General features: G+C 47.9%; 14 protein-coding genes. 1 reads left to right on the plus strand and 13 read right to left on the minus strand.

Annotation, left to right across the window (positions count from 1 at the left end):
• Positions 1 to 269: 269 nt before the first annotated feature.
• The 7 genes from GF401_19650 to guaA form a co-directional block, all read right to left on the minus strand.
• Positions 270 to 1,565: a hypothetical protein gene (locus GF401_19650; GenBank protein ID MBD3347276.1), complete on the minus strand. Its 1,296-nt coding sequence runs from the start codon at positions 1,563 to 1,565 to the stop codon at positions 270 to 272.
• Between the two features lie 157 nt (positions 1,566 to 1,722).
• Positions 1,723 to 2,418, minus strand: a complete 696-nt coding sequence (locus GF401_19655) for an ATP-binding cassette domain-containing protein (protein MBD3347277.1) — start codon at positions 2,416 to 2,418, stop codon at positions 1,723 to 1,725.
• Positions 2,419 to 2,430: 12 nt separating this feature from the next.
• A complete protein-coding gene (locus GF401_19660) occupies positions 2,431 to 3,654 on the minus strand; it encodes an FtsX-like permease family protein (GenBank protein MBD3347278.1) in 1,224 nt (407 codons plus the stop codon).
• Positions 3,655 to 3,746: 92 nt separating this feature from the next.
• On the minus strand, positions 3,747 to 5,078 hold the full coding sequence (locus GF401_19665) for an FtsX-like permease family protein (protein MBD3347279.1): 1,332 nt from the start codon (positions 5,076 to 5,078) through the stop codon (positions 3,747 to 3,749).
• Complete coding sequence (locus GF401_19670) at positions 4,966 to 5,736, minus strand: outer membrane lipoprotein-sorting protein (GenBank protein ID MBD3347280.1); 771 nt, start codon at positions 5,734 to 5,736, stop codon at positions 4,966 to 4,968. The genes GF401_19665 and GF401_19670 overlap by 113 nt, the downstream gene beginning before the upstream one ends.
• Positions 5,733 to 6,335: a TetR family transcriptional regulator gene (locus GF401_19675; GenBank protein ID MBD3347281.1), complete on the minus strand. Its 603-nt coding sequence runs from the start codon at positions 6,333 to 6,335 to the stop codon at positions 5,733 to 5,735. Before GF401_19675 ends, GF401_19670 begins: the two co-directional genes overlap by 4 nt.
• Positions 6,336 to 6,520: 185 nt before the next feature.
• Positions 6,521 to 8,320, minus strand: coding sequence for a glutamine-hydrolyzing GMP synthase (gene guaA, locus GF401_19680; GenBank protein MBD3347282.1), 1,800 nt, complete (start codon positions 8,318 to 8,320; stop codon positions 6,521 to 6,523).
• A 218-nt stretch (positions 8,321 to 8,538) separates the two neighbouring features.
• Between guaA and GF401_19685 the strand changes: the two genes are divergently transcribed.
• On the plus strand, positions 8,539 to 9,099 hold the full coding sequence (locus tag GF401_19685) for a hypothetical protein (protein MBD3347283.1): 561 nt from the start codon (positions 8,539 to 8,541) through the stop codon (positions 9,097 to 9,099).
• A 40-nt stretch (positions 9,100 to 9,139) separates the two neighbouring features.
• Here the strand turns inward: GF401_19685 and dnaJ are convergent, their stop codons facing one another.
• From dnaJ to GF401_19715, 6 genes are all read right to left on the minus strand, one after another.
• Entirely contained in the window at positions 9,140 to 10,303 is a 1,164-nt protein-coding gene (dnaJ, locus tag GF401_19690) for a molecular chaperone DnaJ (protein ID MBD3347284.1), read from the minus strand.
• Positions 10,304 to 10,558: 255 nt separating this feature from the next.
• A complete protein-coding gene (dnaK, locus tag GF401_19695; protein MBD3347285.1) occupies positions 10,559 to 12,529 on the minus strand; it encodes a molecular chaperone DnaK in 1,971 nt (656 codons plus the stop codon).
• A 62-nt stretch (positions 12,530 to 12,591) separates the two neighbouring features.
• The gene (grpE, locus tag GF401_19700) at positions 12,592 to 13,251 is read right to left on the minus strand and encodes a nucleotide exchange factor GrpE (protein MBD3347286.1); all 660 of its coding nucleotides are present in this window, start codon (positions 13,249 to 13,251) and stop codon (positions 12,592 to 12,594) included.
• 48 nt (positions 13,252 to 13,299) lie between these two features.
• Entirely contained in the window at positions 13,300 to 14,346 is a 1,047-nt protein-coding gene (gene hrcA / locus GF401_19705; protein ID MBD3347287.1) for a heat-inducible transcription repressor HrcA, read from the minus strand.
• Positions 14,347 to 14,432: 86 nt separating this feature from the next.
• Positions 14,433 to 16,088 (minus strand): chaperonin GroEL, encoded by a 1,656-nt coding sequence (gene groL / locus GF401_19710; GenBank protein MBD3347288.1) that lies wholly within the window; start codon positions 16,086 to 16,088, stop codon positions 14,433 to 14,435.
• A 75-nt stretch (positions 16,089 to 16,163) separates the two neighbouring features.
• A complete protein-coding gene (locus tag GF401_19715) occupies positions 16,164 to 16,448 on the minus strand; it encodes a co-chaperone GroES (GenBank protein MBD3347289.1) in 285 nt (94 codons plus the stop codon).
• Between the last annotated feature and the right edge of the window lie 78 nt (positions 16,449 to 16,526).

Genomic DNA, 16,526 nt, shown 5'->3' on the forward strand with positions numbered 1-16,526 from the left:
CGTTATACAATTATTTTGATTGTTGAACGCCGATGACGCTAATTTGGCTGATTATCGCTGTATTTTTTTAATTTTTAGTTTTCTGACCAGCGAATATCAGCATGATCAGCGTCATTAGCGTTCTATTTTGGACACGAGTGATTGGACGTTTCTATCGTATTACGTTCAAGGCATGCGATACAAACGGGATATTTATTTGTCGGAATCCAATACTTATACGAGAACCGATTTTGTATAGAAGTGATTAATTAGACAAGACGGTAATATTTTTAAAAATAAATCCGGAACGAACTGTAATACACATGGGCATAGGCGCCGAATTCGGAATTGAGTTCGAGAGGGGAATCCGGTTTTTCGCCCAGTCCCACGACTGCGCCAAGCTGGAGGTAGATGTCCTGTTTGATGTTATATTCGAGCTGGGGATAGAGTGAAACAGAGAGGTCCCCTGCATTGAACAGGGCGAGCATGGAAAAGGGAAGCAGCGGATTGATCTGATAGGTTGCGCCAAGGCCGATGTAGTGTCTTCCCAGTAGATAGACTCCACCTTCAGTGTAGGCCGGGCCCATATCGAACGAAAACATGTTTTCCAATGACGCCCCGGGGCCGGTTGCGTTGATTGAGTAGGAGATGTAATCATCGGGATCACATTCACCGGCGGTACTGAAATGGTATTCGCCAAAGCCGTAGAGTTTATCGGTGAAACTGTAATCCGCGCCGACCGAGAGACGGAAATAATCGTCATCCACCGAACGCTGCTCCTCTGATAACACATCGGCAAAGGCATACCCGGCTTCGCACCAGGCGCCGGCCCCCCCGATTGCCCGGGCAAGGTCGATACCGATGAGGAGATTTTCCTGGAACCCGACTGCCAGAAGGGTGATATCGGTTTGAAGGTAATAATATTTACCTTTAAGAAACATCGCGCTCTCATTGACAGCGGCGTCATTGCCGAACACATACCCGGCATCGATTTCACTCAGCATGCCGATCGGGATTCGGATGCGAACGGCATCCACACCGAACCGGTCCTCACTGTCAAGGGTGGTAAAATCGAAAGGCGCGATAATATCGATCGGATTGACAACTCGGGCACTTCCCCAGGCGATTGGCTGACGGCCGATAATGATATCGGCAACCTCGGGTTTGAATGTCACCATGAATCGGTCGAGATTATGAAACAGGGCAAAATTCCGGAGTTTGTCTTCATCCTCAGGATACAGGCGGTCATCAAAATCGACCAGTCGGTATGGAGATTCCTCGATACCCAGCATCACTCGCTCCATATCAAAGAGCGACCGGTCCTGTACGCGGGGAGAAAAATCATAGGAGAGTGCGCCATTGATCCAGTCGGCCGGGGTTGAGGTTACATTCAGGCGGATACGGTTATTGACAAGCCCGGTAAAAGCGGATCCCGATCCGGGGAGTTGCTCAAAGGAAGGCGAATCGATAACCGTAAAGAAATTCTTGTAGTACCCGCCAACGGAAATGTACTCGCTCCACTCGGCGGAAGCTGTGTGAACACAAAGAAATAACAACAGAATAATTATTGGATGTTTTGCTTCCATAGATCAAACTATTTTTCCGGAGTATTTGAGTGATGGGCTCCAATCCCTCTTACAGGCAGCCCCGGCATGCTTTTCCTTGAGTTAACAATCAGTACGTGTTTCATATTTTTTTCGTATTTCGTACCTCGGATTTGTGATGTCATCCGCGGTCTATCACTTACTGTCTTTTCTCATCCCTGTCGATCTGCCCATCTTTGAGCACGACTAAACGACGGGCCCGTTCCATGACAAGATTATCATGGGTCGAAAAAAGGAATGTCATCCCGGTTTCGTCGTTAAGCCGGTGCATCATGTCGAGAAGATCGCCGCCGGTTTTTGAATCGAGATTTGCCGTTGGTTCATCGGCGAGAATGAGTTGGGGTCGCGATACCATGGCCCGGGCGATAGCCACCCGTTGTTGCTGTCCGCCGGAGAGTTTTGTCGGAAGACGGTCTCCCAGGCCCTCAAGGCCTACCTCGGCTAATATTTTCCCTACCCGCTCTTTCCGTTCCCCGGCAGTAATCCCCTGGAGGAGCATGACATACTCGACATTCTCTTCGACCGTAAGAACCGGAATAAGATTGTAGGCCTGAAAAATGAAGCCGATATTATCGCGGCGGAAATCCGAAAGCTCTTTGCCGTTCATTTCCGACAGCGGTCTTTTGTTCAACCATACACTTCCCTTTGTCGGCTTGTCGAGGCCCGAAATGACATTGAGAAAGGTGGTTTTTCCCGAACCCGACGGGCCCACGATTGCGGTAAACTCACCTTGGGTAATCATCAAATCGATACCCCGCACGGCATGCACTTCAATATCGTCCTCAAAATAGGTCTTTACAACTCCCTCGGTAACAACGACACTGTTTTCATCCATAGTAGCCTCCATTTATAAACTTCTCCGCATCGCCTCCGCAGCATTCAGCCGGGCTGCATAGGTTGCCGGATACATTCCAACGATTCCGGTAAATATCAGGACAAAAACCGGATAAATAATAAATTGACTCACTGTTAATTGCGGGTAGATAAGCTCCTGTATGGTGACACCGCTGAATTCGATTCCCCGATAGTCGATTCCGGTTTTTGACACAATATAGGTAATACCAAATCCGAGGACGATTCCCAGAATACTGCTGAGCACCGCCAGCGAGCAAGCCTCATAGACTACCATGCGCCAAAGTGCAAAGGGACGGGTACCCACGGCCCGCATAACACCGAATTCAAACATCCGTTCGTAAAGCGACATAAACAAGGTGTTGATAATGCCGAGTGCAACTACACCGAACAGGATCACCGCAAGGATTATCAGGCTGAGGTCGGTCATCTGCAGGATCGCACTGAACTGGGGCAGCAGCTCGGGCCATCCTGCGGTCTCATTCCCATGGCGGGAGTATTTGTCCCAGAAGGGATGGTCTTTATTATGGACAATGTCGCCTTTCGCAAGATCGATCGCGATCTCATGAACATCATCACCGATACCGAGCATGTCCTGCGCCTTATTCAGCGTGACAAAAGCCATCCCCTTATCAAATTCATCGATATTGAAATGATAAATCCCCCCAACCCGGAACAGCTCCTGGGACAATTCACCGGTTTTCGCCTTTGCCAGGGTGGCAACCACCCGGTCACCGGTCCCCACTTCGAGGCGCTCCGCCAGTTTTTTACCGATAAGTATTTGCCGCTTGTCGCCGGTATCGAGATATTCCCCCTCGACAATGGCATCATCGATTTTTGAAAGATACCGTTCCTTCTCCGGATCGATTCCCCATATCACCACCTGACCCAGATTTGCCGGCGAGGTTACCATGCCGATCCCCATAGCCCGGGGGGCCGAGTGATCTACCAGAGTGTCGTTTTCAAGCTCATGCAGTACCGATTGCGTATTGTTGATCGTATTCTCAACTTCCCTGGTCGCCCGAAAGCCTTCAGCATGAATCTGAGCCTCACCTAAAAAAGGCGCGGTCCCCGAACGGATCATGTTCTCCTGCATGCCGATAATCATTGCATCGGTAAATATCAGACTGGCGAGACCGATTCCGATAGCGCTCCCTGCAATAAAGGTCCGCCGCTTATTCCGGAACATATTTCGCCAGGCGAGTTTAAGGAAGATCATGGTCGGCTCCTGTTAAAAAGGTCCAAAGGGGCTTTTTGCCGCCTTTCAGCAGCAATTTCATTACTTGCATAACCGGTTTTTTGAACATGATTCTAATGCCTCCTCATCGACACCGCAGGATCGGTTTTGGCTGCTTTGAGTGCGGGAAAGAGGCCGACGATCGTTGCGGTCAGGAGCACGGTAAGGGCCGGGATATAATAGCTTCGAAAATTGATTTCCGAGTGCATCTCCTTAAATTCCATGCCGCCGTAGGAGATTGGTTCGGGAAGGCTGAAACCGTATATTGACAGGATATAGTTGGCGATAAGGCCTACGATTATACCGCCGGCAATACTCAGCAGAGCGAGGATATTGACTTCGTAAAGGATCAGGGCAAAAATCTGTTTCGGTTTATTGCCCAGGGCTTTGAGAAGGCCGTATTCGCGGCGCCGCTCCAGAACGGCCATCAGTACCGTATTTAAAACACCCACAGCAACGATCAAGATGATAACAAACAGAAATATGTACATTCCCTGCTTATCGGCCTGCATTGCATCATAGAAAGAGCGGGCAAAAACCTGCCAGGGCTCCACCGAAAGTTCGGGTTTATCGATTGCTGCACTGATTTCCTCACTGAGGCTTCGGGCCATACCGCTTTTTTCGGCAATGACAACGATTTCATGAACCTGGTCGCCCAGTGCAAACAGCTGCTGGGCATCGTGCAAATGAAGGTAACAGGACATCCGGTCACTGACTTCATCCCCGCTTTGGATAATCCCCACGATTGTATAAGCATCGTTTGCAATGGAGCCGTCGGCGGCCTGGGAAACAATCACCAGCTCTTCACCGGTATGCGCCCCCAGGACCTTCGCCAGTCCCCGGCCGATCATTGCCTGATGTGATGGTTTTTCGGAGAGAAGCGAGCCTTCGGCAACCTTTTTGTGAAAATTGACCGCGGTCGTCTCATGTTGCGGAGCTATGCCGATAACCCGGGCGGCGGAACTTTCATCCCCAACCGAAAGCAGACCGGCTGAAAAGACACGGGGAGCCCAGGCTTCCACACCTCCAATGTTCCCGATAGTGGCGCCGATTTTAGTATAATTCTCGATAGTTTTATAGAGTGATGGATTTTCGAGATAGCCTTCCTTGTGGACCTGCACATGCCCCAGTCGATTGCGGGTAAACATATCGATAATGTCACCATAGGTGCCGTCGGCCCACCCGAAACTGATCGATGCCAGTGCAAAACCTCCCAGCATGGTCAGGGCGGTCAGGATCGAACGCCGTCTCTGACGGAATACATTACGAAAGGCCATTTTCAATAAAAGCATGTCAGTCTCCCCGAACCGGTGCACGAAGTTTTCTGAGAGAAAAAATATCATCGTCCAACGAAACATTAAATTCCATCTCAAGGTATCGTACGATCGTTTTATGCCCCTCTTCATTTTGCGGAACGAGCTCCATCACCGATGGTACGGTTCGATCATCAAAGGTTTGAGGATTCTTGAAATACATGATCCGTACCACCTCGCCTTTTTCATCATAATACTTCTGCCACACCGGAAGAAGACTCTCCTTCTCTACCGCCACGACAATCTTTGCCCAGATAATCGGAAGCCCCTCTTTGGGAACGCACTCCAGATAATGGTACTCATCCTTTGCATCGGGCGGTGTAATAAGACCGAAAGTGTAATCTCCGGCAAAGGTATACTCCCGCACGAGATCATCGTTGGTAAAGTCGGAACCCATCCAGGAACTCATCATCATGGAAGGCGGGATTTTAATTACTTTATTTGTTTTGGGAAGATAGTTCCACATTTCATTCCCCAGCTTGAGTGTTCCGACTCCCCGTTCCTTTTTTGGTGAGAGAACCTTGACAAGCGACTTTTCCATCCCCTGGGACCAGAGTTTCATGACCAGCGTTCGCTCCCAGTGGGGCGTGATTATCTCCATTTCCATTTTGCCCTTGCTCGAATTGGCTTTATAGAGCTTATCGAGCTCTTTAACGATTTTTTTTACGTCCACTTCAGACTTTTCCTGCGAAAAAACCATCGAAGGAACCACTGCACATGCCATTACAACAAACAACAACAGCTTTTTCATTGCCCATCTCCTTCTTCCGATTGTTCAGGTGAATTAGCGGAATATTTTCCGATTAAATGCTTTTTAACTTCTTCAAAGGGATAATAATCGGGTGCGAAAACATGCATAATATTGATTGCATCCAGCATGGGAACCAGTATCCGTGCCTCGAGTTCTGGTTTTTCGACCCCATTCATCCGCAGAAGCATCTCAAACTGACCGATAAAGGCTCCATAACTGGCCATGACCTTGTTTTTTATTGTTTTTGGAAGGGCGGGATGGAGTATCATAGACCAGTAAAACCGCCAGTATTCCGGCTCACTCCGAGCAATCTCAAGGCCGGTTTCAATAAACCGGCGCAGCATTTCCCCGGGATTCTTTGCCGGTATACCGGTCCGAAAGGATTCTTCGATTTCTTTCATTTTCTCGAAGATAACCGCTTCGAGGATATCTTCCTTGCTCGAAAAATAGTTATAAACAAGGCCCTTTGAAACCCCGGCATTTCCAGCGATCGTATCCACCGAGCTTGAATGATAGCCCTTTGTGCCAAAAAGCTTGAGCGCGGCATCTAAAATCTGCTGCCTGCTTTTCCCCCGCGGTATGTCATGCTGAGCACCCATTGATAATCCTTACAACGAACTGTCCGGTCATTAAATAATAACGTTTTTTTATGGTATAATTGCATTAGCAGCCATAACAAATACTAACCAGTCAGTTAATAACATAATAATTACAGAAAAGGGTGTCAATACTTTTTTACTCGATTAAGGCTGTCTGCTGGGGATAAAAATCGATAATAGAGAGTCTATTCCCACTCTATTGTGCCCGGAGGCTTATTCGTGACATCAAAAAACAGCGGGCCTATTCCGCGAATTTTGGCGGCGCCTTCGACAATGGCGGCAAGAGCCTTTTCGGAAAGCGGTGCAAACCGTGCGGTCATGGCCTCCTGGGACAACACCGGACGGAGCACTACACACTGTTCACCCGACTTGTTGACTAAAGGAAGTAAGACCACCGGCATCTGCCATATACGGTCGTATTCATTATGGTGCTTGAGTGTTTCGGTAACCAGATGATCGATCTCCCGCAGGAGGTCCAGACGTTCTCGTGTCAGAAATGCCTTTATCAAGGTATAAGGAGAATCTTCACTGCTGAGATTGTAGATTACCCGGTTGATTCCCGATACCCGGTTTGTCAGCACGGTCGAGAGCTTCTCGAGAGCATCCCAGTTCTTTGGCCCCGTAAGCAGCGCGGGATGAGCATAGGAGCGGGAATCGCCCTGTACGCCCACACTCCGTACCGGCAACACCCTGACCCGGTACCCCTGTGGTTTTGCAATTTTTTCGGCCTGCTGCACAACCGAAGGGTCGACATTTTCTTCGGTCCTGTCTGAGCAGAGCACCCGAACGCCGAGTCCCGGACCGGGGAACGGATGACGCCAGACCAGCGAATGGGGCAACGTGAGTTCTTCACCCAGCATGCGGACCTCATCCTTGTAAAGTTGCGCCAAAGGCTCGATAACTGCTCCGCGCTTGATAAGCTCCAAGATTATGTCCACCCGGTTATGGTGTGTCTTAATTTTATCGGCATGCTGTGTGCCTGCACTCTCGATGGTATCGGGATAAATGGTCCCCTGCCCTAAAAGCCATTCGTCAATATTGAATTCCAGTTTTTGCTCGGCCTTTTCCTTTGTCTCAATGAACAGAGCGCCGATAATCTCCCGTTTCTTTTCAGGGTCGGCAATACCATCGAGACCACCAAGAAAATCATCGGTGGCATCTTCAATTTTCAGGTTATTAAAACCGTGGGAATGGAGGTACTCCATAATAGTCTCGGACTCATCCTTGCGCATCAGACCGTTGTCCACATGGAGTCCCAGCACTCTGTGGGGACCGAGGACCTGGTTGAGGAGCGTAAAAGCAACGGTCGAATCCACCCCGCCGGACACGAGAAGAAACACTTTTTTGCCCTTACAGCGCGTGCGAATATCCTTAGCTATCTCCTCTACAAAGGCCTTGGGATTCCACGATCGCTTGCATTTGCAAATCGATATGAAATTCGAAAGAATATCCATCCCTTTTGGCGTATGAGTTACTTCGGGATGAAATTGCAAACCATAGATTTGTCTGGAGTGATTGCCCACTGCCGTGGCCGCACAATCGGGTGTTGAGGCCAGGATTTCGAATCCTTCCGGAAGCCGGTCAACCGAATCACCATGACTCATCCATATCTCCTGCTCATCATCAAGTCCTTCGAATAATGGCCCTTCGTTGAGGATTTTCATATGGGCGATACCATATTCACGATAGGCCCCTTTTTTAACTGTTCCACCGAGTATCTTTGCAATAAGCTGGTGACCGTAACAGAGACCTAAAACAGGAATGCCAAGCTCAAGTATTTTCGGATCAATTGCGGGACTGTCGGGATCGATAACACTGTAGGGGCCGCCTGAGATGATAATCCCCTTAAAATCTTTTAACGCCTCCGGTGCGGAATCGGCAGGCAGAATCTCGGAATATACTTCCAGACGACGAATTCTGTTGGCGATAAGATGGGTATATTGTCCGCCAAAATCCAATATCGCTATAGTGTCTCGGTTTTTCATGAAGGTTTTAAAATAAATTATAACCCCCTTCCGGGGTAAGGGCCTTTCATGCAGGAATGTCAGGTTTACATTTTAGTTGGTGCGACGGGTATTTATTATTTGTATATTAATAGAAGGGACAATCGGCGCATAGTATTATTTTTATATATATACTTTAAATATTCTGATTCCACACCAAAGGGCGATTACAAGTTCACTTCCTGAGGGGGTACCATACAGTGAATGAAAAAAATGTTCGAAAACCTATATCCAATTTCTTTATCAAGAAATCGATTCAGCTCAGCGTTATCTACAAAATTCTTCTGGTAGTCTTTTTAACTGCATTTTTAACCACACTCTCCCTGGCGTATGTGTATAATACAAAATCACAAAAAGGGACTTTCTATTATATGAGCAACGATATCCGTCAGGATATCGAGTTGCAGAGCGTTTTAGGTATTATTCTTCCCAGCGTTGTTACGGCTCAGGTGATCAGTATTGCGCTCGGTCTGATAATCGGTCTCTTTTCTTCGAGGAAAGTGGCGGTCCCTATCTATAAATTCGAAAACTGGGTTACTCAGCTCAAAAAAGGCAAATTGACCACCCATCTTGGATTCAGGGAACAGAACCAGATGCGGGACCTGACGGTCCAATGCAACGCTATGGTCGATTATTACCGTCAGACAGTCGCAGACCTGAAAGAAATTGTGAGGACGGTTGAACAGAATAAAGAAGACCCTGTTACTGTCGGCAAACAAGCCGAACGGGCCCTGCAGATACTGGAAAAATTCACCATTTGAATTTCAGATCAGGGGCCGACAAAGAACCTCGTTAGAGGACCTATTTAAAGAATTCTTTTGCCTTATTGAATATCCCACCCGATTTTTCTTCATAGGCAGCCAGCTCTTCGAAAAGCCTTTTTTCTTCTTTACCGAGTCCGGTAGGCGTTTTCACATGGACCTTCACCATCTGATCTCCCCGCTGGGAGCTGCGCAAAACCGGGAGTCCCTTGGCTTTGAGACGGAATATCTTTTCCGACTGAGTCCCGGCGGGAATTTTCAGATTAACCTTGCCATCAAGGGTCGGAACGGTTTCGGTGGTACCCAGTGCGGCTTTTGAAAAGGGAATATCGATTTCACAGAAAAGATCGATTCCATGACGTTCGAAAAAGGGGTGATGTTCTTCCTGGATAAGAACGATCAAATCGCCGGAAGGTCCGCCCTTCATCCCTGCATCGCCTTTACCCGGGATAGCAATATAATTCCCTTCAGCAACACCGGCAGGAATATCGACTGAAACTTTTGTCTGCGCGGGCTGACGGCTGCTTCCGTTGCAGTCGGGACAGGGATCGGTAGTAATGGAACCTTCCCCGCGGCAGGCCGGGCAGATTGATTCCTGAATAATCTGACCGAAAAAAGAACCGGTTACATGTTGAACTCTTCCGCTGCCATTACACTTGGTACAGCTTGTTTTCTTACCGCTTTTGGAGCCGGTTCCATTACAGGTTGAACATTTTTCCTGTCGCTGTACCTTGAGTGTCTTGGAGGCTCCGGACAGTATCTCTTCCAATGATAATTTGAGCCTGACCTGAAGGTCATTGCCGCGGATTCCACCGCCCCGCCGTCGTGAACCCCGACGCGGCCCACCGAAGAAATCACCGAAAGCCGATTCACCGCCACCGAAATCGTTCATAAATGCGCGCAGGGCATCGGAAAGATCGAATCCACCGAAACCACCACCACCAAATCCGCTGAAACCTGCGCCACCACCACCTCCGGCTTCAAAGGCAGCATGACCAAACTGATCGTACTGAGCACGTTTCTTCGAATCTTTTAATATCTCATAGGCCTCGGTTGCTTCCCTGAATTTTTCTTCGGCTTCCTTACTCCCCGGATTTTTGTCTGGATGATACTGGACCGCAAGCTTGCGATAGGCCCGCTTGATCGCATCATCCCCGGCATCTTTGGAAACACCCAGGACCTCATAATAATCGCGTTTTGCCATATAATAATCTCACCTTATTTTTGTATAAATATAAAATCTGTTCTGAGAATAATGCACCCCGTTTTATTAATTACGATTATACAGGCCGTTTCATGTACCCCGTCGAATTTGCCTTTTTGATGCCGCTTTGTCTGTGCATTCGTGCCATTCAAACAATAATTATACCTATCGCATGGGGTAATTATTTGTAATTAATACCCCACGTGATATTGCATATCATATCCTCGCAACAATGATCATTTGTTTCAACGATGATTATTTGTCATCATCGACTTCTTCGAAATCGGCATCAACAGCGCCGTCGGATTTTTTGCCGCCCGATTCTGTGCCGCTTTCCTGCGAACCCTGCTGTTCACCGGTGGATGTGCCGCCGGGCTGGGCGCCTGCTTCGGGTCCTCCTGCACCGGCGCCGCCGGCAGCCTGCTGTGCCGCAGCCGCCTGCTGATATAATTCACCGCCGATCTTCGAAAGATTTTCCATCGATGCCTTAATCGCCTCAATATCGTCACCCTTGGCTTTCTTTTTCAGATCATCGAGAGCAGACTGAATTTTGCCCTTAAGTTCATCGCCAACCTTGTCACCGGATTCTTTGAGCATCTTTTCAGTCTGGAAAATGATCTGATCAGCCTGATTTTTCACATCGACCTTTTCCCGTTCCTTTTTATCCTCCTCGGCATGCGACTCGGCATCCTTGACCATCTTGTTGATCTCACCTTCGGACAGGCCGCTCGATGATTCGATACGAATCTGCTGTTCTTTACCGGTACCCATATCTTTTGCACTCACATTGAGAATACCATTCGCATCGATATCAAAAGTCACTTCGATCTGAGGTACCCCGCGTGGTGCGGGAGGAATGCCGACAAGATCGAATTTGCCCAACAGACGGTTATGGGAGGCCATCTCCCGTTCTCCCTGGTATACCATAATGGAGACGGCAGTCTGACTGTCAGCCGCAGTGGAAAAGATCTGACTTTTCTTGGTCGGAATCGTTGTATTCCGTTCGATCAACTTGGTCATCACACCACCCAGCGTTTCGATACCGAGCGATAACGGGGTAACATCGAGCAGAAGAACATCCTTGACCGATTCATCACCACCCAGAATAGCTGCCTGAATGGCTGCACCCACGGCAACAACTTCATCGGGATTTACACTCTTGTTCGGGGCTTTACCGAATATTTCCTGAACCCGCTGCTGCACAGCCGGAATTCTGGTCGATCCGCCAACCAGAATCACTTCGCTGATATCCGATGCATTCATTTTTGCATCGGCAATCGCTTTTTTGCATGGCTCCACTGTTCGTGTCACCAGATGCTCCACCAGTGATTCAAATTTTGCACGGGTTATTGTCAGGTCAAGATGTTTCGGTCCGCTTGCATCAGCGGTGATAAAAGGAAGGTTTACATTTGTCTGGACAGCCGACGACAACTCACATTTTGCTTTTTCGGCAGCCTCTTTCAGCCGCTGCAACGCCATCCGGTCGTTACGCAGATCTATTCCGTTTTCCTTCTTGAACTCATCGGCGATATGATCGATAAGCACCTGATCGAAATCATCACCACCAAGATGTGTATCGCCATTGGTCGACTTAACCTCAAAAACACCTTCACCGATTTCCAGAATGGAAATATCGAAGGTACCGCCACCGAGGTCGAAAACTGCAATTTTCTCATTCCCCTTTTTGTCGAGTCCGTATGCCAGCGATGCGGCGGTCGGTTCATTGACAATCCGCTTAACATCAAGACCGGCAATTTTTCCGGCATCCTTGGTTGCCTGACGCTGGGAGTCATTAAAATAGGCCGGTACCGTAATAACCGCTTCTTTAACTTCAGTGCCAAGATAATCTTCCGCCGCTTTTTTCAGATACTGGAGCATCATGGCCGATAATTCCGGCGGCGTATAATCTTTCCCACCGGCATTCACTTTAACAAGCTCTGATGAACCACCGACAACTTGATATGGCACAATCTTTTCTTCAGCTTCAACTTCACTGTGACGGCGTCCCATGAACCGTTTGATTGAAAAAACCGTATTTTCGGGATTCGTCACTGCCTGGCGTTTTGCTATGGCGCCAACAAGGCGCTGATTGTCTTTTGTAAAAGCAACCATCGAGGGCGTTGTCCGGCCGCCTTCAGGATTGGCGATCACCTGCGGCTTACCGCCCTCCATTACCGCCACACATGAATTGGTCGTACCAAGATCGATGCCTATTATCTTGCCCATGGCAAACTCCTTCTCTCTAAAAGTTCTCTATTTCTATTTTTCTTTGTGTTCGTTAAATTTTCTCATTCACTCTTCTGTTCATTCGCTGACTCAGCACCGCCTTCATCCTCTGTGTCCGGCTTTCCTTCCGAGACAATCACCCTCGCATGCTTGATCACCTTTCCCTTGAGTTCATACCCCTTTTCGTAGATCTCGGCGATATGATCTTCGGGAATCGTTACATCATGACGTTTCATCAGTGCATCGTGAAGATTGGGATCGAACGGATCACCAACTTCGGTAAAGGGTTTGAGTCCGTTTTTCGCAAGAATCTCATCGAGTTTCGAAAATATCATTTTCATCCCTTCCAGAAACTTCTGCAGATCCCCGCCACTCTCTTCCGCCCGGAGGGCGCGCTCAAAATTTTCCCGCACCTCTGTAATTTCAAGCATCAGCCGCTCATTGGCATTTGCCACAATCCGCTCATACTCCTTGGCGGTTCGCCGTTTAAAATTATCGAACTCGGCAATAAGACGGACATAGGAATCTTTTTGCGCCTGAAGTTTTTCCTTGAGGCTCTCGACATTCTCTACCAAAACCTCTTCACCGCCCTCTTCCGGCGTTCCCTCTTCAACTGAAGGTTCGGCGGTTTCTTCGGAAACCTCTTCATTCACCGTTTCATTTTCACCCTGATCCTGCTTCTTGTCAATTTTTTCTTCTTCTGTGAGCTTGTTCTTTTTCATATGTCAATCTCCAGGGATTGGTGAAAAAATCAATTACTTTGTACGTATCTATTTATACAGGTTCTCAAGGACGTTTGCAGTATAATCTACCGCCGAAACCAGATAACCGTAAGGCATCCGCTTCGGCCCGATAATACCCAGCGTCCCTTCCATGTTTCCGATATGATATGATGTTTTGACAACACTGAATGAGAGCAGCTTCCCGTCTTCATTTTCTCCTCCGATACTGATCGCTACTCTCTTTTTGCTGTCGGATGGTTCTTTGTTCATTGCTCCGAACAGATGAACCAGCAGTTTTTTCTCTTCGAGTATTTCGATGATTGTGCTCATTTGTTTCCGGTCGAAAAACTCCGGCTGCAACAGAATATTTGTTTCTCCTTCGGCAAAGATCTCTTCGTTTCTTCGCTGCTTGATCATCTTGCGAAGGGATGGAACAAACAGCCGTATGACATCGGGATCGGTTGTTTGGAGTTCCGAATAGAGTTCTCTGTTGTTGGAGCACATTTCTCTTAGTTCCATACCGTTAAACCGGTTATTCATGATTGTGCATGCGAGCTCCAATTTTTCGGAACTGATATCGGCTTCAAATTCGAGCACCATGGTTTTTATAAAGCCCGAATCGATAGCCAGATTCATCAGATAGCGCCGCTCCCCTATTTTGTGGATATGCACATGGCGAAAAACACCTTCATGGAGCTTTGGCGCCAGGACCACTCCCAATTGACGGGTTGCTTTGCTCAACGCTTTGGATGTGGCTTCCAGAAGCATATGCATATCAGAGGGATTACTCTGGACAATGAAATTTTTGATCTGTTTTTTTATTTCCCGCGGAAGCTCGATTAATTTCATCAGCCGGTCGACATATATCCGGTATCCCTTGTCGGTGGGGATTCTTCCGGCAGATGTATGGGGATGGGTAATCAATCCCATCTCTTCGAGGTCGCCCATTACATTGCGAACAGTCGCGGGTGAGACATTGATATTTTTCTGTTTGGATAAAAACCGCGACCCTGTAGGCGTCCCATTGAGGATATAGTTCCGAACAATGGCCTCAAAAACCGATAATTCTCGTTCGTTTAGCGACTGGTCGAACATATGCCCGAACTTTCTGCGAAAAGACGCCCCGGACCGCGCACTGCGCGCAGTCCGGAACGTTTATATTGACATGGCTTACTGACGGTTTACATCATGCCGCCCATACCACCCATGCCGCCCATGCCACCCATACCAGGAGCACCACCGGCACCACCGGCAGGTTCTTCTTCTTTGGGCAGCTCCGAAACAATACACTCTGTTGTGAGGATCAATCCTGCAATACTTGCAGAATTTTCGAGTGCTGTACGTGAAACCTTTTTCGGATCCGGAACGGTCTTCATAAGGTCTTCGTACTCAAGTGTCTGAGCATTGAATCCGTAACCATCCTTACCCTTCTTAACCTCGTTGCATATGACCGATGCTTCGAGGCCGGCATTGGAAATGATCATGCGAAGAGGTTCTTCAATAGCACGCTTGATAATGGAAACACCAACGGCTTCATCACTTTCGAGCTTCAAACCGTCAAGTGCTTTGCTCGCTCTGATAAGCGCAACGCCGCCACCGGCAACAATGCCTTCATCAACCGCAGCACGGGTAGCATGAAGAGCATCTTCGACGCGTGCTTTCTTTTCTTTCATTTCGGTTTCTGTGGCAGCACCGATATTGAGCACTGCGACACCACCGGCAAGTTTTGCCAGACGTTCCTGGAGTTTTTCTTTGTCGTAGTCGGAAGTCGTCTCTTCGATCTGCTTGCGGATCAGATTGACCCGGCCTTTGATATCGTCTGTTTTGCCGGAACCTTCGATAACTGTGGTGTTTTCTTTATCGATAGAAACACGCTTACAGGTACCAAGAGAATCGACAGTTGTATTCTCGAGTTTGAAACCGGCATCCTCAGAAATCACGATACCACCGGTAAGAACGGCAATATCCTCGAGCATGGCTTTCCGACGGTCACCGAAACCAGGTGCCTTAACAGCAGAAATCTTCAATGTTCCGCGGAGCTTGTTGACAACCAGTGTAGCAAGGGCTTCACCATCAACATCCTCGGAGATAATCAGCAATGATTTACCCATCTGTGCGACTTTTTCGAGGATCGGCAGAAGGTCTTTCATGGCCGAAATCTTTTTGTCATAGATGAGAATCATCGGTTCATCGAGAACACACTCCATTGTTTCGGAATTGGTAACAAAGTAGGGTGAAAGGTAGCCGCGATCAAACTGCATACCTTCAACAACTTCAAGATTAGTCTCGATACCTTTGGCTTCCTCAACGGTAATAACACCGTCTTTACCGACTTTATCCATTGCTTCGGCAATCAGATCACCAATTTCCTGATCGTTATTTGCTGAAATGGCACCAACCTGAGCAATCTCTTTTTTGCCCGAAATAGGTTTTGCATCTTTTTCGAGCTGATCGACAATAGCACGTACAGCCTTATCGATTCCCCGTTTGATCGACATCGGGTTCGCACCGGCGGTCACGTTTTTAATGCCAAGATGAGCGATAATCTGAGCCAGAACGGTTGCAGTAGTGGTACCGTCTCCAACGATATCGGAAGTCTTCGAAGCAACTTCCTTGACCATCTGTGCACCCATGTTCTCGAACTTGTCTTCAAGCTCGATCTCTTTTGCAACGGTTACACCGTCTTTGGTTACCGTAGGTGAACCAAAGCTCTTGTCCAGAACAACATTCCGTCCGCGTGGACCAAGCGTTACCCGTACAGCATTTGCCAGAAGGTCCACACCTTTGAGCAACTTGTCACGGGCTTTGATATCAAATGCCAATTGTTTTCCTGCCATAATTATATCTCCTCGTTAAATATGATAAAAGTTCATCTTATTAATTACCAGATTACTTGTACACTATCATCCTAATCAGATTATCGCCAGTACATCGCTCTCTTTCATAATAAGATAGTCGGAACCCTCGATATTTACTTCGGTTCCGGAATATTTGCCGTACAGGACCTTTTCGCCCTTCTTGAGGGTCATGTCGATTTTCTGACCACTGTCGGAAAATTTGCCTGGTCCAACAGCGACAACTTCACCCTTCTGCGGCTTTTCCTTGGCATTATCAGGAATGATAATTCCGCCGGCAGTCTTTTCTTCCGCTTCCAAAGGCTGCACCAGAATTCGATCGGCCAGAGGTTTAATGTTCATAAAGTCCTCCCTTCAAAGGATTAGTAAAAACAACTAAAAACACACAAAATCGGTATAATTTCAAAGGATTGTTAGCAC

The organism is Chitinivibrionales bacterium (genome assembly GCA_014728215.1).
Classification (GTDB): domain Bacteria; phylum Fibrobacterota; class Chitinivibrionia; order Chitinivibrionales; family WJKA01; genus WJKA01.